Annotated in this window: 14 protein-coding genes; 6 read left to right on the forward strand and 8 right to left on the reverse strand. The window is 60.2% G+C overall.

Annotated features, from left to right (window positions below):
* Positions 1-36: 36 nt before the first annotated feature.
* Positions 37-2,034 (forward strand): excinuclease ABC subunit UvrB, encoded by a 1,998-nt coding sequence (gene uvrB / locus DLM86_RS26340; RefSeq protein ID WP_110843051.1) that lies wholly within the window; start codon positions 37-39, stop codon positions 2,032-2,034.
* 114 nt (positions 2,035-2,148) lie between these two features.
* Positions 2,149-5,031: an excinuclease ABC subunit UvrA gene (uvrA, locus tag DLM86_RS26345; protein ID WP_110843086.1), complete on the forward strand. Its 2,883-nt coding sequence runs from the start codon at positions 2,149-2,151 to the stop codon at positions 5,029-5,031.
* Between the two features lie 74 nt (positions 5,032-5,105).
* Here uvrA and DLM86_RS26350 read toward each other — a convergent pair whose 3' ends face one another.
* From DLM86_RS26350 to DLM86_RS26360, 3 genes are read right to left on the reverse strand one after another with little or no spacing between them, the layout of a single operon-like run.
* Complete coding sequence (locus tag DLM86_RS26350) at positions 5,106-5,396, reverse strand: hypothetical protein (RefSeq protein WP_110843052.1); 291 nt, start codon at positions 5,394-5,396, stop codon at positions 5,106-5,108.
* A gap of 16 nt (positions 5,397-5,412) precedes the next feature.
* A complete protein-coding gene (locus DLM86_RS26355; RefSeq protein ID WP_110843053.1) occupies positions 5,413-6,513 on the reverse strand; it encodes a GerAB/ArcD/ProY family transporter in 1,101 nt (366 codons plus the stop codon).
* A gap of 42 nt (positions 6,514-6,555) precedes the next feature.
* Positions 6,556-8,118, reverse strand: coding sequence for a spore germination protein (locus tag DLM86_RS26360; RefSeq protein ID WP_110843054.1), 1,563 nt, complete (start codon positions 8,116-8,118; stop codon positions 6,556-6,558).
* A 305-nt stretch (positions 8,119-8,423) separates the two neighbouring features.
* Between DLM86_RS26360 and DLM86_RS26365 the strand changes: the two genes are divergently transcribed.
* A complete protein-coding gene (locus DLM86_RS26365) occupies positions 8,424-8,636 on the forward strand; it encodes a hypothetical protein (protein ID WP_110843055.1) in 213 nt (70 codons plus the stop codon).
* 123 nt (positions 8,637-8,759) lie between these two features.
* Here the strand turns inward: DLM86_RS26365 and DLM86_RS26370 are convergent, their stop codons facing one another.
* From DLM86_RS26370 to DLM86_RS26390, 5 genes are all read right to left on the reverse strand, one after another.
* Positions 8,760-9,908 carry an MBOAT family O-acyltransferase gene (locus tag DLM86_RS26370; protein ID WP_110843056.1) on the reverse strand — a complete coding sequence of 383 codons (1,149 nt, stop codon included), beginning with the start codon at positions 9,906-9,908 and terminating at the stop codon, positions 8,760-8,762.
* Between the two features lie 114 nt (positions 9,909-10,022).
* The gene (locus tag DLM86_RS26375) at positions 10,023-10,949 is read right to left on the reverse strand and encodes a hypothetical protein (protein ID WP_110843057.1); all 927 of its coding nucleotides are present in this window, start codon (positions 10,947-10,949) and stop codon (positions 10,023-10,025) included.
* 12 nt (positions 10,950-10,961) lie between these two features.
* Positions 10,962-12,173, reverse strand: a complete 1,212-nt coding sequence (locus DLM86_RS26380; protein WP_110843058.1) for a hypothetical protein — start codon at positions 12,171-12,173, stop codon at positions 10,962-10,964.
* 4 nt (positions 12,174-12,177) lie between these two features.
* Positions 12,178-12,429: an acyl carrier protein gene (locus tag DLM86_RS26385; RefSeq protein WP_110843059.1), complete on the reverse strand. Its 252-nt coding sequence runs from the start codon at positions 12,427-12,429 to the stop codon at positions 12,178-12,180.
* A gap of 35 nt (positions 12,430-12,464) precedes the next feature.
* Positions 12,465-15,632: an FG-GAP repeat domain-containing protein gene (locus DLM86_RS26390; protein WP_245954922.1), complete on the reverse strand. Its 3,168-nt coding sequence runs from the start codon at positions 15,630-15,632 to the stop codon at positions 12,465-12,467.
* Between the two features lie 190 nt (positions 15,633-15,822).
* Here DLM86_RS26390 and DLM86_RS26395 point away from each other — a divergent pair, with 190 nt between their 5' ends.
* The 3 genes from DLM86_RS26395 to DLM86_RS26405 all read left to right on the forward strand — a co-directional run bounded on the left by DLM86_RS26395 (position 15,823) and on the right by DLM86_RS26405 (position 20,020).
* The gene (locus DLM86_RS26395) at positions 15,823-16,803 is read left to right on the forward strand and encodes a PfkB family carbohydrate kinase (protein ID WP_110843061.1); all 981 of its coding nucleotides are present in this window, start codon (positions 15,823-15,825) and stop codon (positions 16,801-16,803) included.
* Between the two features lie 3 nt (positions 16,804-16,806).
* The gene (locus tag DLM86_RS26400; protein ID WP_110843062.1) at positions 16,807-17,316 is read left to right on the forward strand and encodes a phosphoesterase; all 510 of its coding nucleotides are present in this window, start codon (positions 16,807-16,809) and stop codon (positions 17,314-17,316) included.
* Positions 17,317-17,491: 175 nt separating this feature from the next.
* Entirely contained in the window at positions 17,492-20,020 is a 2,529-nt protein-coding gene (locus DLM86_RS26405) for a U32 family peptidase (RefSeq protein WP_110843063.1), read from the forward strand.
* The last annotated feature ends 36 nt before the right edge of the window (positions 20,021-20,056 follow it).

Raw genomic sequence — 20,056 nt, forward strand, 5'->3', positions numbered from 1 at the left:
ATAGAGGCGAAAGACCCAAGTGAGAGGTACAAGACGATGAGCGATATCGTGGTTCAACACAAACCGTTTCAGCTCGTATCCGACTTTCAGCCGCAGGGCGACCAGCCGCGCGCGATCGCGGAGCTGGTCGAAGGCGTGCGCTCGGGCAAGCGGTATCAGACGCTGCTCGGGGCGACGGGTACGGGGAAGACGTTCACGGCCGCGCAAGTGATCGCGCAACTGAATCGGCCGACGCTGGTCATCGCGCACAACAAGACGCTGGCCGCCCAGCTGTGCAGCGAGTTTCAGGAGTTTTTTCCGAATCATGCCGTGTCGTATTTTGTCAGTTACTACGATTATTACCAGCCGGAAGCGTACATTCCGTCGAGCGACACATACATCGAGAAAGATTCGAGCATCAACGAAGAGATCGACAAGCTGCGCCACTCCGCCACCAGCTCGCTCTTCGAGCGCCGGGACGTCATCATCGTCGCCAGCGTATCGTGCATTTACGGCCTCGGTTCTCCGTTCGAGTACCGGGATCTCGTGCTGTCTTTGCGCGTCGGCATGGAGCGTCCCCGCAACGAGATTCTTCATAAGCTCGTCGACATCCAGTATCAGCGCAACGACTTGAACTTCGTGCGCGGCACGTTCCGCGTCCGCGGCGATGTCGTCGAGATTTTCCCGGCCTCCAAGGGCGAGCAGGCGATTCGCGTCGAGCTGTTCGGCGACGAGATCGAGCGGATTACGGAGATCGACGTGCTGACCGGCGAAATTCTCGGCGAACGCGACCACGTCGCGATATTCCCGGCGTCCCACTTCGTCACGCACGAGGATCGGATGAAGGTCGCGATCGTCAACATCGAGCGCGAGCTCGAGGAGCGGCTCGCCGAGCTGCGCGCCCAAGGCAAGCTGCTGGAAGCGCAGCGGCTCGAGCAGCGGACGCGCTACGACCTCGAGATGATGCAGGAGATGGGCTTCTGCTCCGGCATCGAGAACTACTCGGGTCCGCTTACGTTCCGCGAGCGGGGGGCGACGCCGTACACGCTGTTCGATTACTTCCCCGACGACATGCTCGTCATCGTCGACGAATCGCACGTGACGCTGCCGCAAATCCGCGGCATGTACAACGGCGACCGGGCGCGCAAGGAAGTGCTCGTGGAGCACGGCTTCCGTCTCCCTTCGGCGCTCGACAACCGGCCGCTCCGGTTCGAGGAGTTCGAGAGCAAGGTGAAGCAGGCGATATTCGTCTCCGCGACGCCGGGGCCGTTCGAGCTTGAGCATTGCCCGACGATGGTGGAGCAGATCATCCGGCCGACCGGCTTGCTCGATCCGATCGTCGAGGTGCGTCCGACGAAGGGACAGATCGACGATTTGATCGGCGAGATCAACGATCGACTGGCCAAGGACGAGCGCGTCCTCGTCACGACGCTGACGAAGAAGATGGCGGAAGATTTGACGGATTACTTGAAAGATATCGGCATCAAGGTGCGTTACTTGCACGCCGATATCAAGACGCTCGAGCGAATGCAGCTGCTGCGCGACCTGCGTCTCGGCGTGTACCACGTTCTCGTCGGCATCAACCTGCTGCGGGAAGGATTGGATTTGCCGGAAGTGTCGCTCGTGGCCATTCTCGACGCCGACAAGGAAGGATTTTTGCGTGCGGAGCGGTCGCTCATCCAGACGATCGGCCGGGCGGCGCGGAACGCGAACGGACGCGTCATCATGTACGGCGACAAAATCACCGAGTCGATGGAGCGCGCGATCCGCGAAACCGAGAGGCGCCGGGCGATTCAGATCGCGTACAACGAGAAGCACGGCATTACGCCGCAGACGATCCAGAAGCGGGTGCGCGACGTCATCGAGGCGACGAAGGTCGCCGAGCAGAAGGCCGACTACTTGGCCGGCTTTAAGGCGGAGAAGATGTCGAAGAAGGACCGCGCTTCCGTCATCGAGCGTCTCGAGGCGGAGATGAAGGAAGCGGCGAAAAGCTTGCAGTTCGAACGCGCGGCCGAGCTGCGCGACGCGATACTCGAGCTGAAGTCGGCGGACTGACGGCGCCGGGAACGGGAACGGACGGTTTGACAAAAGCTGTCCGTTTCGTTCCGGGCGTCTGTCGTGCTATGATGAAGGAATGAACGTTCGGTTGAACCGGAAAGGATGGTTGACGTGGCTCAAGACCGGATCGTGGTCAAAGGAGCGAGAGCTCACAATTTGAAAAATATCGACGTGACGATTCCGCGCGACAAGTTTGTCGTGCTGACGGGATTAAGCGGATCGGGCAAATCGTCGCTCGCTTTCGATACGATATACGCGGAGGGTCAGCGCCGGTACGTCGAGTCGCTGTCCGCTTACGCGAGACAGTTTCTCGGCCAGATGGACAAGCCCGACGTCGATTCGATCGAGGGGCTGTCGCCGGCGATCTCGATCGACCAGAAGACGACGAGCCGCAACCCGCGTTCCACCGTCGGTACGGTAACGGAAATTTACGATTACTTGCGGCTCATGTTCGCCCGGATCGGCAAGCCGCATTGTCCGGAGCACGGCATCGAAATTTCCGCGCAGACGGTCGAGCAGATGGTCGACCGCATTATGGAATACCCGGAGAAGACGAAGCTGCAAATTTTGGCGCCGATCGTGTCCGGCCGCAAGGGCGAGCATACGAAGCTGCTCGCCGACGTGCAGAAGCAGGGCTTTGTTCGTGTTCGCGTGAACGGAGAAATTCGCGACTTGTCGGACAAAATCGAGCTGGAGAAAAACAAGAAGCATTCGATCGAGGTCGTCGTCGACCGGATCGTCGTCAAGGACGACATTCAGGCGCGGCTTGCGGATTCGCTGGAAACGGCGCTCAAGCTGGCCGAAGGGCGAGTTATCGTCGACGTCATGGACAAAGAAGAGCTGCTGTTCAGCCAGAAGCTCGCTTGTCCGGAGTGCGGGTTCAGCATCGAGGACTTGGCGCCGCGCATGTTCTCGTTCAACAGTCCGTTCGGCGCCTGCCCGGAGTGCGACGGTCTGGGCGCGAAGATGATCGTCGATCCCGACCTGCTCGTGCCGAATCCGAATTTGACGATCGAAGCGGGTGCGTTCGAGGCGTGGGCGGGCAGTACGTCGAACTACTATCCGCAATTTCTCGCCGCCGTATGCGAGCATTACGGCATCCCGATGGATGTGCCCGTATCCGAGCTGACCGCCGACCAGATGAAGAAGATTTTGTACGGCACCGGCGGAGAGAAGGTCAAGTTCCGTTACGAGAACGACTTCGGCTTGACGAAGGAGGCGCTCGTGCCGTTCGAGGGCGTCGTGCGCAACCTCGAGCGCCGTTACCGGGAAACCGCGTCGGACGGCATCCGCGAGCATATCGAGCAGTATATGAGCGCGAAGCCGTGCGGCAGCTGCAAAGGCCATCGTCTGAAGAAGGAAAGCTTGGCCGTCACCGTCGGCGGCAAAAACATGGCGTTCGTCACGAACTTGTCGATCGGAGAGGCGTCGGAATTTTTCCGCAACTTGGAGCTTTCCGAGAAGGACCGCACGATCGCGCATCTCGTGCTGAAGGAAATCGAAGCGCGGCTCGGCTTCCTCGTCAACGTCGGGCTCGACTACTTGTCGCTCAGCCGTTCGGCGGGCACGCTGTCCGGCGGCGAAGCGCAGCGCATCCGGCTGGCGACCCAAATCGGCTCGAGCCTCATGGGCGTCCTCTATATTTTGGACGAGCCGAGCATCGGCCTGCACCAGCGCGACAACGACCGTCTGATCCAGACGCTCGAGCATATGCGCAACCTCGGCAACACGCTGATCGTCGTCGAGCACGACGAGGATACGATGCTGGCGGCCGACTATATTATCGATATCGGGCCGGGAGCCGGCATTCACGGCGGCCAAGTCGTCGCCCAAGGGACCCCCGCCGAAATTATGGAAGATCCGAATTCGCTGACCGGCCAATATTTGAGCGGCAAGAAATTCATCCCGGTCCCGAGCCCGAGACGGAAGCCGAACGGCAAATGGCTGGAAGTGAAAGGCGCGAAGGAGAACAACCTGCGGGGCGTGAACGTGAAAATTCCGCTCGGCGTGTTCACCTGCGTCACGGGCGTATCGGGTTCGGGCAAGAGTACGTTGATCAACGAAATATTGTACAAGGCGCTCGCCCGCGACCTGAACAAGGCGAAGCTTCGTCCCGGCGAGCATAAGGAAATACTCGGCCTCGAGCACGTCGAGAAGGTCATCGACATCGATCAGTCTCCGATCGGCCGGACGCCTCGCTCCAATCCGGCTACGTATACGGGCGTATTCGACGATATTCGCGACGTCTACTCCAATACGTCGGAAGCGAAGGTTCGGGGATACAAGAAGGGCCGGTTCAGCTTCAACGTCAAAGGCGGCCGCTGCGAAGCGTGCCGGGGAGACGGCATCATCAAGATCGAGATGCACTTCTTGCCTGACGTGTATGTGCCGTGCGAGCTGTGCAAAGGGAAACGGTACAACCGCGAGACGCTCGAGGTGAAGTATAAAGGCAAGAGCATCGCGGAAGTGCTGGAGCTGACGATCGAGGATGGCTGCGAGTTTTTCAAAAACATTCCGCGCATTCACCGGAAGCTGCAGACGCTGCTGGACGTCGGCCTCGGCTACATGAAGCTCGGCCAGCCGGCGACGACGCTGTCCGGCGGCGAAGCGCAGCGCGTCAAGCTGGCGGCGGAGCTGTACCGGCGCAGTACGGGCAAGACGATCTACATCCTGGACGAGCCGACGACAGGCCTGCATATCGACGACATCGACCGGCTGCTGACCGTCCTGCATCGGCTGGTCGACAGCGGCGAGACGGTGCTCGTCATCGAGCACAATCTCGATGTGATCAAGACGGCCGATTACTTGATCGACTTGGGTCCGGAGGGCGGCAGCCGCGGCGGTACGATCGTGGCCTGCGGCTCGCCGGAGGACGTCGTGAAAGTTCCCGAATCGTACACGGGGAAATATTTGAAGCCGATTTTGGAGCGCGATCGGGAACGAACCGAGCGGCAGCAAAAGCTCGAAGAAGTGAAAGAAAACGCGGCGGTATAACGACCGCTTGGACGACAACAAACCGCGAATCGGGGAATGCTTCCCGGCTCGCGGTTTTGTTTGATGTGTCGCCGCTAGCGTTTATGCTCGCGTCGCTTTGACGAGGTGGCCAAATTGCCGGAACGGCCGGAATGCTCCCGTAACGGAGGCTTATGGTTATGGCCGTCGCCATGTCGCCCGTAGTCGGGCTGTCCCGGCATCGAGCGAGGCTTCCCGGAAGCGTCCCGCTTCCAAGCGGGATCTCCCCATTCATGGAGCCTCCGGTTAAAGCGGTAAATCGTGAACGGGATCAGCCAGGACAAAATGGCGCAAAACAGAACCATTCCTGACGGCATATGTCCCCACAGCGATTTTAAAACGTTCATGCCGATTCCTCCTCCTTCAAGTTTGATGCGGAATGCGTCTCAGCATCGCAATCACGAGCAGCAGCGTGGGCAGCAGGATGGCGAGCACAAGACCGTCATAGCCGATCCATTGTCCGAACGCATCGCGTTCCGGCGTGTTGGCCGGAATTGCCGTCGCGATATACACGAGGGTCGATAAGGAGACGGTCGTCAAGGTCTTGTTCCATTTCGGGAATATCATTCGCACCGACCATACGGAAATATCGAGCGCCATGACGCACGTGTTGAAGATAGTCATGATCCAGGTCGTCAAGAAAATCAGCTCGAACCGCTCGAAAAGGACACCGGGAAACTCGACTTTTTTCGCCATTTCTATCGTCGGGTACATAATTTGTTCCGTCGCTTCCCGGGAAAACACGCCGACCGACACGATGTAGATCAGGATATAGAGAATCGTAATAATCGCCATGCCGATCCAAACCGCACGCGCCGCTCCTTTTTTACGCTCTAGCAGCGTGCCGTAAAATAATAGAATATCGGAAGAGATAAACGAAAAGGCGCCCGTTTGCACCCCTTCCCATATGCGGCCGCTCGGCGTTACGAAAGCCGGAAGCAGGTTGTCCGTTTCGACGTCTTTGCCGTTCAATCCGAGAGCGGCGACCAGAATGAACAGGACGATCGGCAGAAACAAGACGTTCAACCGAATAAGACCCGCCCTGGAGCCGGAAGCCGCATAAGCGAGGATGAGAATGAAGGCGAGCGTAAGCACCTCCATGGGGGTGCGGTACAGCAAGTACAAACGCGAGATGTCCGACAGCACGCGTGTGACGTAGGCGGGGAACGTTAAAAAATGAACGGCCATCAACAGCGTAAGGACGCAAGCGACAGGCTTCGTTACGATACGGGACGTATATTCGTAAAACGTAGCGCCGGGAAAACGGAGGGTCAGCGTTAAGGAAATCCAGCTGAAAAAGGCGGCGAGCGTACCGCCGATGACCAAGCTGATCCAGCCGTCCGATGTTTCGCATGAATGCGCCAGCAGCCGAGGCAGCGTCAAAATGCCGACCCCCAATGCCCATGATGCGATCGTAATCCATAGCTCAAACGGGTACATCCCGCGCGCCTCGTAGCCTTTCATCGGATATACACCTCCCGCGCGCCGGTCCGTCGGAACGCGCCATTACTTTTTCCGGATGCGGGTTTCGTCGGTCGTTTGCATCATTTGCGGGCGGCGGCCGAGCAGCGTCACGGGCGCCCGCCATATCAAATCGACCCAATCCTTGATGAACGTGGGCGAGAACGGCGTCGAATAAGGAATGCCGAAGCTTTTCAAATTGACGATGTGAATATTGATCATGATGTACGACAGGATGATGCCGTACAAACCGAACAACGAAGCGGCCAACATGATGCCGAAGCGGATGATTCGGAGCGTTATGGCGAACGCGTAAGAGGGCAGGGCGAACGACGAAATCGCCGTGATCGCGACGACGATAACCATGATCGGGCTGACGATGCCCGCCGAAACGGCCGCTTCGCCGATGACGAGCCCTCCTACGATCCCGATCGTCTGGCCGATCGGCTTCGGCAGACGTATACCGGCTTCGCGCAATATTTCGAGGGTGCCTTCCATAATGAACGCCTCGATGACGGCCGGGAACGGCACGCCTTCACGCGTACCCGCGATGGAGAAGGCGAGCTTGGACGGAATCATCCCTTGATGGTATTCGACCAGCGCGATATAAAGCGCCGGAAGAAACGTGGCGGCGAACGCCGATGCAAGACGAAGGACGCGCAGAAACGTAGCGATCAGCCAATGGCTGTAGTAATCTTCCGGAGACTGAAACATGGACGCCAGCGTGATCGGGGCGATCAGGGCGAACGGATCGCCGTCCACCAAAATCGCCACGCGACCTCCAAGAATCGCCGCGGAACATTTATCCGGCCGCTCGGTCGTCTGAATTAGCGGGAACGGCGTCAGGAAGCTGTCCATAATCCACTGCTCGACATAGCCGGACCCTTCCACATCGTCGATGTCGATGCTGTCGATCCGCCGTTTCACCTCGTCGACGAGATCGGGCGCCGTAATGCCGGCCATGTAGGCGATGATAACCTGGCGTTTCCCTCTCCGGCCGACGTGCATCGAGTCGAGACGCAGATTCGGGTCGCGGATACGCCGGCGCAAATGGACCGTATTCGTCCGGATGTTTTCCGTGAAGCCGTCGCGAGGGCCCCGTACAAGCGCCTCGGTTTGCGGCTCCTCGACGCCGCGGCTCGCCCACCCCCGCGTTCCGATCAGCAGGACGCGGGAGGTCCCGTCCACGAATAAGGCGGTATCGCCGTTAAAGACGGCCAGCATAATATCGTCCCAGCTCGTGGCGACGGCGATATCGTCGACCGGTATAATGTCCGTATGGAGCCGGTCGAGCAGCTTGTCGGCCGTGACGAACGGAGGCGCGTCCTTATCCGCCTGAGCCACGCCCAGCATGACGTTCTGCATGATTGTATCGTTGATGACCGATTTGTCGACCAAGCCGTCGATGCAAGCGATCCCGCACAAATGCTTCGATTTGCCTACGTGGAATTGCCGCACGATCAGATCGGACGGGCTTTGGAGCATGTCTTGAATCGTGGATAAGTTCTCGACGACGCGCTTGGATAGCTTTAAGGAGAATTCCGGGAGAGACCCGCCGCTTGCAGACGCCTTTTTTCGTTGGAACAGTCGCGAAAGCAAATGGAACATGGCCGATTTCCCTCCAAAGGATCATTTTGCCTGCGGCAACGAGTATTATGTCCCAATGGAGCGGGGATTAATCGGTTTCGGGAAGCCCGGTAATAAAGGCTGGCAAGGCTGGGTATCTTATTCTTGCGGGTAGCAAGTGCGGGCGGGACTCGGCGATCGGCTTGCGGTCTCGAACCGCGGGACCGCGTCAATTTGGTGACAAACTTGTTAACAAACAAGAATTTGCTTGCAACCGTTGACCGGGCAGGATAACATAGATGAAGATGAGTATACTGTGATGTTTAACCATAAGGAGGTCCCTTGCTATGTTTTTGGCAGAAGAAGCCGCTGCGGGAAGCGCGTCCAACTTCCATACGTTCGATATTTTCATGGTTCTGTTTACGATCCTGGTCGTCGTCGGCTTGCTGAGACTGCTCGCCGCTCCGGTCAAAAATAAATTCGCGATCGGCTTCACATCCGTCAGCTTGCTCGTCTTCCTCATTCTCGACGTGCTGATGGTCCAAGCTTGGATGGGATAATCGAAACCGGTACGACGCCTGCGGATGCGGGCGTTTTTTTATTGCCTCGAAGATGAAGAACCCCTGTCTGCGTCTGCGGACAGGGGTATTGTTGCGGTCGAGCGGCAGCTTGGGCGCATTCCGCTAAAAATTCAGCAAACCTTTATAAATGCGCAGCGCGACGTCCGTATTCCCGCTGTAGACGACGATACCGATTGTCACGAGCACCTGGGTAACGACGCAGCGCCCGTAAAAGTAAAAGGCGGACACTTTCTTCCGGTTGACGATCGACAGCTGCAGCAGGCTTTCCAGCGCCATCAGCGTGCCGTGGTAAACTCCCCATAGCAAGTACAGCCACGAGAAGCCGTGCCACAATCCGATCAGCACCATGACGACGATCGACAGGACGGCGGCGGCGCCGCGCGACGTGAACGACCGGGAGAAGATCATGAAGATATGATCGCGGAACCAATCGCCGAGCGTCGCATGCCAGTTGCGCCAATATTGCGTCAGCGTCGGGGATAAGAACGGGCGTTTGAAGTTTTCCGGAATCGTGTAGCCCATCAGCCGCCCGAAGCCGATGGCGATGTCCGAATAGCCGGAGAAATCGAAATAGATGAGCGCGTAAAACCAGATCATGAGAAAGACGCTGTGGTAGACGTGCAGCTCCAGCCCGGCCACATGCTTGAACACGACGGTCATGCCGGCGACGAGCACGACTTTCTTGAACAAGCCGAGAATGATGCGCTTGATGCCGGCTTCGAAATCGGCGGCCGATACCGTGTACGGCTTTTTCGCATCGGCCATGAAATCGCGGAACTTCAGAATCGGCCCGGACGTGAACGTCGGGATGAACAGCAAGTAGTTGACGAAGTCGAGCAGGGGCGCTTTCCCCTGCTTGCCGACGTAATACGCGAAGTAATAGGCGTCGATGACCTTCAGCACGGTGTAGATGAGCCCGAACAAATAAATGGCGTCGAACCACGTTCCTTCGAACACGTCCATATCGAACAGCCTTAACGACACGACGGCGGCGACGTTCAGCGCGATCGCCGTGCCGAACAACAGGCGGCGTCCCTTCGCCGCGTGGCACAGCCAGACGTACCCGGCATAGTTGACGAGCGTATAAGCGATCGAGAATAGAAAGAGCTTCCGGCTGAACAAATACAGGAAGCACAGATTGAAGAGCAGCACCAAGATTCGTTTGTTTCCCGGCCATCGCCGCGTCGCCATCAGCACGAGAGCCATGCCGAGCAGGGCGGCCAGCGCGTGCAAATTCAACAAGTAAGACATGAGCTTGCTCCTTTAGACTGGTGAAGCGGATTCGAAATCAAAACCCTTCGTAAATGAACAAGCCTTGGCCCGTAAAGCAGACGGCGACCAAAGCAAGCATGATCGCATAGACGATCACTTCGACGAGCTTGCGAAGGAAAGCAGCCATCGGTCCACCTCCGCGGTAAATTTCGGCGCCCCGGTTTCGCGGTTCAAGTGCACGAGGTCGTGGAAATCGGCCGGCGGAAAGGCATCCGCCAAGTCGAGCGTCGGGATGCCGGCCGCCTTCAGCGTGGCGCCCACCCGCTCCCGCAGCGGCTTCCAGTAGGGAGGCGGATCATAGGCCGGGTCGGGATTCAGCGGCATCCAGACGACCTTGAGCGGCAGCCGGCGTTCGGCCGCATACCCGATCACCCAATCGAGCGCCTCCAAATTGTCCGCCATATCGTCCAGCGTCATCCAGTCGTAGTTGGCCGCATACCGGTCGCGGTCCTTCCTCAGCTGCTCGGCCGGCTCGCGTCCGAAATACAGCTCTTTATCGATCCAGCGGGGCTCGAACGTCCGGAAGTCGAGTCTGCCTTCCTTGGCGGCCTTCCACGCATTGCGCAGCCATTCCTTGCCCGCGTCCTGAAAGTAGTCGCGGTAATGGTACAAATAAGGGCTGTACCACGGTCTCGACCACGGGAACCGCGGGTCGGTCTGCATCTTGTCGAGCATCGTATGGACGTCGATGCCGACGACGAGCTGCTCTTCCGGCTCGTACAGGCCGCGCGACAAAATGTGCCGCAGGTCGGTAATTTTGCCGTACGACATCCCCATTTCGACTAGCGGCTTCCGCGACTTATCCTCCATGTAGGCGCCCGTTACGGCCGAGTTGCCAAAAAAAACGGGACCGGAACGATCCCACTGATGGTGAAACAACGTTTTCGTAAAATCGTCCTTCTCGAATCGCCGCGAGTACGTCATCGGGTCCCGCCAGGCGACGAGGAAGTCGATCAGCAGGAAGACGGCGGCGAGCAGAAGGACGAAGCCGTTTTTTTTGAGTACGGTCCAAAGGCTCACAGGAATCACTCGTTATCTCGATTTTGTTTGCCAAGCGCGATACTGGTCGCGGAAGGCGGCCGGCCAGCCTTCCTCGTTCAAGCCGAATTGAGCGAGGAACGCGAACACCCAGCGCTCCAGACCGAAGCCGACGCAGCCGGTCGTCGCCGGCCGTTTGCCCGTCTTGATATCGAACGCCGTCCCGAAGGCCGTGCTGTGGAAGTTGACCGAGCTGCAGGCGATCGATTTGCCGATGTACGGAACCGTCAGCCGCATCTCGTATTTCATCTCTTGATTGCGCTGGAACGACGCTTTCACTTGGAAGTCGTTCGTGAAGAACGGATCGTTGGCGTTCTCGATCAAGCAGTCGATTTCCCACTCGACGGCCAACTGCTTCAACAGCTCGACCGCCTTCAGCCGGTTTTCGCGGACGAACTCCGGCTTGCCGACGAAAATGATCTCGCGCATGCTGAAGTCGAGCAGACGGCCGAAATCGGCATGGTTTTTCGACTCGTACCGATGGCACTTCGCGACCGCGGTGGCGACGATGCCGTCCCCCTCCAGCGTCTCGCCCTGCAAGCCTTCGTAGCAATGATAGCACGTCGACGGGTTCATCGCGAGGCGCGGCTTCGGCATCGTCTTGTTCAGATCGAGCGGGGCGTCCTCTTTCCAGCCGCCGGCCTGACGAACCGATTCCGAGAACGATTCGATGACGTCGAGGTCGTCGCGCAGATGGTTCAAGAAATGAATATGCTCCGGGAACGAGGTGAAATGGTTCGTCTTGTCCAACGTCGACAAATGGATGACGGCCGGGTACGACTCCTCCTTGGCGCCGAACGGTTCGGCGACGCGCTTCACGAACGAATCGTCGAAGAAGCGCAGCAAGCTCGAAAACGGCTCACGGAAAATGAACAGACCCGGCTCCAGCACCTTGATCGTCTTCGCTTCGATCAGATCGGCGATAATGTCGCCCCGATACGGAGTCGGACCGCGGTGCTCGAACAGGATATGCTCCTTGAACCCGAAGTCGCCGCGGGAAAATCGTTCGATCAGCCGCTCCACGTGCGCCGCGATCCGCTCGCCCCCGTCCGGCGCATGGTGCGAGACGATCAGCTTGCCGTCGGCGAGCCGAATGTCGTCGATATGCTCGTCGACGAAGGCGGACGCGTATTTCAGCTGGCCGTGCTGGTTCGGGTCGAGCTTGTCCAGCGCGATGACGCGTTCCGTGACGTTATGGGTGTTCATGGCGTTACCTCCCCGTCTTGGTCGCGATAAAGGAGGCGATCTCCCGTATCGTGTTGAGCGGATACAGCATCAAGTCCTGGTTCGTCACTTGGATGCCGTACGTTTTCTCGATATGGGCGATCAGGGCGGTTGCCCCGATCGAATCGATAAAGCCATAGTCGAACAGGTGGACGTCGGTGCCGAAGTCGTCGTCGTTGTCGTCGATTTCGTACCGTTCGCGGATATGGCGCTCCAATTGCTGCACGATTTCTTCCATGGTCGTTCTCCTTTGGATAAAGCGCCTGTTTGCGATCAAGGCATCGTGACGACGATGCTCGTCTTGGCGCCGTAATGAGTAACGGTGTATACGTTCGCCTGCGGGTCTTTCTCGATCTTCAAATCGTCGCCCTGAATGTCGAGCGGGCGCGGGCTATACAGCTTGATTTGCTGCATGCCGTCGGACTGGAGCTCGATCGTCCGTTTCGTTCCGTCGTCGCGAATGTCGAACGGCACGTTGGAGCGGACGACGTGGAACGGCTCCGCCCCCCAATTGACGGAGACGGTCGTCAGCCGGCGCAGGCCGAGTCCGACGTACAGCTTGCCTTCGTTTTTCATGAACGCCGGAGAGTCGGTCGCGAACGGATAGCCCGCGTACTTCTCTCCCGCCTCGAAGACGACGCCCGCCGTATCGCGGTATTCCGCGGCCAGGTCCGGTACGCCGCCGGTGTCCGTCGACAGCGACAGCGTCAGGTGCAGGCCGCGGCCGAACCGCGTCTTCAGCTTGTCGATCGCGTAGACGAGCCATGGCCGCTCGACCTTGTAGGCGGTCTTCATCGTCGCGAGGAACGATCGCGCCATCTGCGGCTCGGTCATGAAATTGTAGTCGTACGTCGTCCGGAGTCCGTCGAAGTAGCGGACGAATTCGAGCAGCTGTCCGGTTTTGGCAGGATATTTATACTGGTACTCGATATGTTCGAAATAATCGATCGGCAAATCGAGCGCGGCGTACGACTGGTAAATGTTCGACGTCCCGCCGTTCGCGTCGAGACTGAAACGGAAGCCGGGCGCGTACAGCATCATCGGCGATTTCAGCTGCTTGTCGTCGAGCAGGAACGGGAAGCTCCATAGAAAATCTTGGCCCCACTGCGGCTCGGTCGGGCTGTGCGACGGCTTGAAGCCGAAATTGTACCAGATGTCCGCTTCGTTCTCGTTGCGCAGCGTCTGCAGACGGTCCGCCTGATTGATGCGCCACGTATGCTGGTTCGTACCGGTTTTCGTCCACGGAATGCCCAGCGAGGCGAACGACTTCTTCTGCAGAGCGAGCTCGAGCTTTTCCTGCTCGGAACTGACGAAGCCGTGCACGTATACGTGCGGGACGATCTCGAGCTTATTCGCCTTGGCGTAATCGAGAAATTCCCGAAGCTCCTCTTTGTATGGGAACGCCGGATCGTCGATCGGGACGGGCTGGCTGTACTGGACTTGACCGACGAGCAGGTCTTCCTTGCCGTCGTGGTTCAAGTCGGCCCACAGCGGCACCGAATATTGGCCGCCGACCAGCGCCTTGGTGCCGGACTGATTGCGCATCCGCCCTTCAATCGGCCCTTGAAGCGACCACGTACCGTCGGCTTGCTGCGTGTAGACGAGCACGTCGCCCTCGCTGTTGCCGACGACGAGGTCCGCCCGCTTGTCGCCGTTCATATCGCGGATCGCGGGCGCGGCGTGCGTCGCGGAAATCCGGAACAGCGGCCGCGCGGCGGCGAATTGCAGCGGCTTGCCCGCCGATCCGGCGAACAGCGTCAGCTGTCCGGTGGCGTCGCCGACGACGAGATCGGCGACGCCGTCGCCGTTCACGTCCCCGACGGCCGGGGCGGAGTGGGCGGCGACGCGGATCGGCGTGCCGTTCGACGTCAGCGGCACGGGTGCGGCGAACGCGCCGTTGCCGAGGCCGGTCAGCGCGACGACCGTCCCGTCCTCGCTGCCGACGACGAGATCGGCTTTGCCGTCGCCGTTCAAGTCCGTCGCCGTTACCGTGGCGTAGCCGGCCGTCTGGAACGGCTGGCCGTTCGGCAGCTTCAGCGGCTCCTTCGCCCCGAAGCCGTCGGGGGGCTGCAATCCTTCCGGCACCATCTGCGTCGACGGCGTACGGCCGACGTTCGGGAACCGGTACAGATAGCCGTCGGAGCTGCCCGCGATGAGATCGGTTTTGCCGTCGCCGTTCCAATCGGCGAGCGCCGGGTAAGCACGGTACGGCAGCTCCAGCTTCACCGCGAGCTCGTGCTCGCTCGGGTAACGAGCCAGCGCCAGGGTAGTGTCGCCGCTCGTCAGCAGCGTTCCGCTCGAATAAAATGAATTCGGCAATTCGCCGACGAATTGCGGCTTGTCCGTCGTCCCCTCGTTCAGATGGACCGTGATCGATTCGTTCCAGTAGTACCAATCGAACGAAGAACGAACGAGCGAATAGGACGGAATCTGATCGTATTGCTTGAGCAGCTCGGCCCAGCCGATCGCTTCCTTATGCTGGATCGCGGGAAGCGCCTCGAAATGGTTCTGGTACGCCATCGCGGGGCGGCCGTACGGGCCGAACACTTTTTTCAGGCTATAGCCGAGCGTTTCCTTGGATACGTAAGCAACGTACTCGTTGCGCAGCAAATGGTTCGCGGCGGCGAACGAGAATTGGAAGTACGGCTCCTGCGGCAGGCCGGTTTTGAAATTGAAGTAGAGCGACTTGCCGGGTGCGCCTAGCGATTCGTCATGCCTGGCCGCTTTCGTCGGAAACCCTCTGGCCGGGTCCATCCCGCTCTGCAGGTCGAAGCCGGTAATGAAATACCGGTTGGGCATAAACGCGCTGGCGGCGAACACCGTCCCCTGTCCGAACCGGTTTACCGTATACAGCGGTTGGCCGTTCATCGTGACGAGCGTTTCGGCGGTCGACGGGACGATCGCTTGCCCCCAATCGAAGCCGGGCATCGTGTCGTTCATGTCGACGTGAGTCGTGAAATTGTCGGCGAATTGCTTGAACACGTTTTGCAAGCCTTGCAGATTGCCCCTTACATGCGGGTAATCGAACTTCGGCTTGACGGTCGGCGCGACCGGCACGACGGCGGAAGCGCCGAGCAGCTCCATCGGCAGATCGCCCAGCAATTCGTTTTCCACGAACAGGTGCCCGCCTTGCTCGACGTACGCCGCAAGCGATGCGACGGCGTCTCGGAGTGCAGGCGATTGCTTCAAGGACACGTCCAAATAAACGGCGTCGTAAGATCGCAGTTTTTTGGCGTCGAGTCCTTCCAGAGGGAGCCGGCGGACTTCGGCGTTGGCGACGATCGATTGTTCGAAATTGAGATAAGCCGCCCGGTCGTAGCGGTCTCCGCTGCTTGCGAACAGCAGCCGGACCTTCTCCTCTTTGTGGCCGAACACGAGCGCGAATGCCGCGGCGACCAGCAAGAGCCCGACGAACCAGGCCGCTTTTTTGCGCAATGACAAGGCGATCCCTCAAAACTTGTAAGATGGTCGATGACTGTAGCCATTATAGCATTTTGAGCGTTTCTTGTTAACATTTGACGAAAGGGGAGAGGGGAAAGTTGACCGTTCCGCTCCACTTTTGTCGATTCGTCCGATATAATTCAACGTAACGAAGGATCAGGATATACTACATATTTAAGGAGGCGGTCGGATGGAAAAGCGTGCGGTCGTATGTTTGGGAGAGCTGCTGATCGATTTCGTGCCGGAGACGAACGGCCAACCGCTGTCGCGTGTGGATACGTTCCGCAAGGCGGCGGGAGGGGCGCCGGCCAACGTGGCTGCCGCGGTAGCGAAGCTCGGAGGGCGTTCGCGGTTTATCGGGAAGGTCGGCGCCGATCCGTTCGGCGAGTTTTTGCAGCGAACGTTGGCCGAGACGGGCGTAGAACCGGCGCTGCTCTTCACGGACGAGGCGCGGACGGGGCTCGCGTTCGTGTCGCTGCGCGACGACGGCGAGCGGGACTTCCTGTTCTTCCGCGATCCGGCGGCGGACATGCTGCTGCGCAAAGAGGAAGTGGAGGAAGCGTGGCTGCGGGACGCGGCCGTCTATCATTTCGGCTCCGTCTCGCTGATCGCGGAGCCGTGCCGGGGGACGACGCTCGACGCGGCGCGGCGTGCCCGGGCTCACGGGGCGCTTGTTTCGTACGATCCGAACGTGCGGCTCCCGCTATGGAGGAACGCCGACTTCGCGCGCCGGACGATCGCCGACCAGCTGCCGCTCGCCGATCTCGTGAAGGTCAGCGAGGAGGAGGTCGACTTCCTGTACGGCACCGGCGTCGAGAAGGGCGCCCGGCTCATGCTCGAGCTCGGCCCGCGCTGCGTCGTCGTCACGCTCGGCGCCGCCGGCTGCCGCGTGTTTACGCCGTCGGGCGACGTGACCGTCCCCGGCATGCCGGTAGAAGCGGTCGACACGACCGGCGCGGGCGACGGCTTCGTCGGCGGGCTGCTCTGGCGGCTCGCCGAGAGCGGCGTTACGGCGTCGCGGCTCGCGGAGGCGCTCGCGGACGAGGCGTTCGCGCGGGACGCGTGCGGCTTCGCATGCGCGGTCGGCGCGCTCACGACGACGAAGCGGGGCGCCATCGCGGCGCTGCCGACGCGCGCCGACGTCGAGGCGCTGCTCGGGCGGGAGGCTTGAGCGATGGGGAACGTGTTTCTGACCTCCGACCACCATTTCGGCCATCAGCACATTATCGACTTCGAGTCGCGGCCGTTCGCCGACGTCGAGGAGATGAACGAGACGATGATCGCCAGATGGAACGACGTCGTCGGCCGCGACGACCGGGTTTATCATCTGGGCGACTTTTCGTTTCTGAACAAGGAGAAGACGAAGGCGATCGTCGAGCGGCTGAACGGCTACAAGGTGCTGATCATGGGCCACCACGACCGCGGCCGTTCCCGGACGTGGTGGCTCGACGCCGGCTTCGACGAGGTGAGCGAAGTGCCGATCGTATACGGCGGCTTCTTCTTCCTGTCGCACGAGCCGATGTACATGAACAAGCATATGCCGTACGTTAACGTCCACGGCCACATTCACAGCCAGAAGTACGAGGGCCGTCAATACGTCAACGTTAGCGTGGAGCATTGGAACTACGCGCCGGTTTCGTTCGAGGACATCAAACGCCGGGTCGTGCCGAGCGAGGAGCAGTAAGAGCGCGAGTTTGCGGATTCCCGGCGTTTGCCGTCCTGCTTCGTCGGCGGCACCGGTTTCCATCCGGCCCCGGATAGCGCGAGCCGCCCCTTTTCTGGTACACTAGAAAGATCAAGGGGCGGCTTTTCGGCATGGCCGGCGGCCCCGTGCAACTTTTCTGGAGGATACGAAACCTATGCGCGAAGACATTCGCATCGAAGATATCGAGCTGCTGGCCCCGGCCGGCGATTGGGACTGCCTGCGGGCGGCGGTGGCCAACGGAGCCGACGCCGTCTTTTTCGGCGTAGACAAGTTCAACGCCCGCGTGCGGGCGAAAAATTTCACGATGGACGAGCTGCCGGACATCATGTCGTTTCTGCATCTGTATGGAGTCAAAGGCTTCGTCACGTTTAACATCCTCGTCTTCGAGGAGGAGATGAACGACGCCAAACGGCTGATCGAGGCGTGCATCGACGCCGGAGTCGACGCCGTCATCGTGCAGGACCTCGGACTCGTGAAGCTGATCCGGGACATCTCGCCGGACTTCCCGATCCACGGCTCCACGCAAATGACGATCACGTCGCCGGAGGCGGTCGAGTTCACGAAGCCGTTCGACATCGAACGGGTCGTGCTCGGACGCGAGAACAACCTGAAGCAAATCAAGCAGATCGGCGACCAGGCGAAGCTGCCCATGGAAGTGTTCGTGCACGGCGCACTGTGCGTTTCGTATTCGGGCCAATGCCTCACCTCGGAAATGTGGGGCGGCCGCTCGGCGAACCGCGGGGAATGCGCGCAGGCGTGCCGGCTCCCGTATGACCTGATGGTCGACGGCGAGCAGAAGCCGATGGGCGACGTGGCGTACCTGCTGTCGCCGAAAGATTTGGCGGCGCTCGAGCTCGTGCCCGAGCTGATCGAAGCGGGCGTGACGTCGTTCAAGATCGAGGGGCGGCTGAAGTCCCCCGAGTACGTCGCCAACGTCGTCGGCAAATACCGCAAGGCGATCGACAGCTATTTCGCCGGACGCGATCCGAAGCCGTCGAAGGAAGAGCTTCGCGAGCTGCAGCAGAGCTTCTCGCGCGGGTTCACCTACGGCTTCCTGAAAGGAACGAACAACAAGCAGCTCGTCGAAGGCACGTTCCCGAAAAGCCGGGGCGTCTACCTCGGGCGCGTCAAGCAGCTGCTGCGCGACGGCGTCGTCTGCGAGCTGGAGGCGCCGCTCAAGCGCGGGGACGGCATCGTCTTCGACGCGGGCGACCCGACGAAGCCGGAGGAAGGCGGACGCGTGTACGACATCCGCCGCAAAGGACAGAAGATCGAGGGCGAGGCGGACGGCGGCATCATCGAAATCGTGCCGGGGCGCAACGACGTCGACCTGAAGCGGGTTCGCGTCGGCGACCGGATATGGAAGACGAGCGACCCGCATCTGGACAAGCGGCTGCGGCAGACGTTCGAGACCGACAAGCCGTACCGGGTATTCCCGGTCACCGTCCGGGTAACCGGCCGGCTGGGCGAGCCGCTTCGCTCCGAGTGGACCGACGTGTTGACGGGCAACCGGGTCGAAGTGAATTCCGAGCTGCCGCTCGTGCAGGCGGAGAAGCGGCCGATGGACCGGACGCTGTTCGAGGAGCAGTTCGGCCGGCTGGGCGGGACGATTTTCGCCTTGGACGGACTGGAGCTCGAACTCGACGGCCCGCTGATCGTGCCGATGCGCGAGCTGAACCAGATCCGGCGCAGCGCCGTCGAGCGGCTGGAGACGGCCCGCCAGAAGCCGCGGCGATACGTGAAGCGCAGCGTGGACGTGTACGCGGACGCGCACCGGCAGCTGCCCGAGGGGGCGTTCTCCTCGGACGCCGGGGACGCGGGAGAGACGAGGCTGATCGCGCTTTGCCGCAATTTGGAGCAGGTGAAGGCGGTCCTCGAGACGGACGTGCAGTGGATTTACGCCGACTTCGAATTCATCAAGCAGTTTCCGGCGGCCATCGAAGCGGTCCGGGAGGCGGGCCGGCGAATCGCCTTGGCGACGCCACGCATCCATATGCCGGGCGAGACCGGCTATTTCAAAAACATGCTCAATCTCCGGCCCGACGCCATCCTGGTGCGCAATACCGGAGCGATGTACTACTTCATGAAGCACCGGGCGGAGACGACGGACGGCTACCGGCCGGAGCTGATCGGCGATTTCTCGCTGAATGCCGCGAACCACAAAACCGTCGACCTGTTCGTCGACGCGGGCTGCAGCCGGGTCACGCCGTCGTACGACTTGAACATCCAGCAAATGATCGACCTGCTGCGCCGCACCGATCCGTCGAAGGTGGAGCTCGTCATCCATCAGCATTTGCCGATGTTCCATACGGAGCATTGCGTGTACTGCACGTTCCTCAGCGAAGGAACCGACTACACGAACTGCGGCCGTCCGTGCGAGGACCATCGCGCCTCGCTGCGGGACCGGATCGGCATGTCCCATCCGGTACGGGTGGACGAAGGCTGCCGCAACACCGTGTACAATGCGATCGAGCAGTCCGGGGCGGAATATTTGCCGCAATTCCGCGAGCTCGGGGTTTCGACCTACCGTGTCGAGTTTCTCGAGGAGACGCCGGACAAAGTCCGGGAAGTGCTCGATCTGTACGGACGCGCCTTGAAGGGCGCGATCAGCGGCACGAGCGTATGGCGCACGCTGAAGGCGACGAACCAGCTCGGCGTCACGCGGGGGCAGTTGGTGAAGTAAAGAAAGGAATCGAGAACGGAACGGAATCGTCTAGGA

The sequence above is a fragment of the Paenibacillus flagellatus genome, from assembly GCF_003217775.1.
GTDB lineage: Bacteria > Bacillota > Bacilli > Paenibacillales > NBRC-103111 > Paenibacillus_AB > Paenibacillus_AB flagellatus.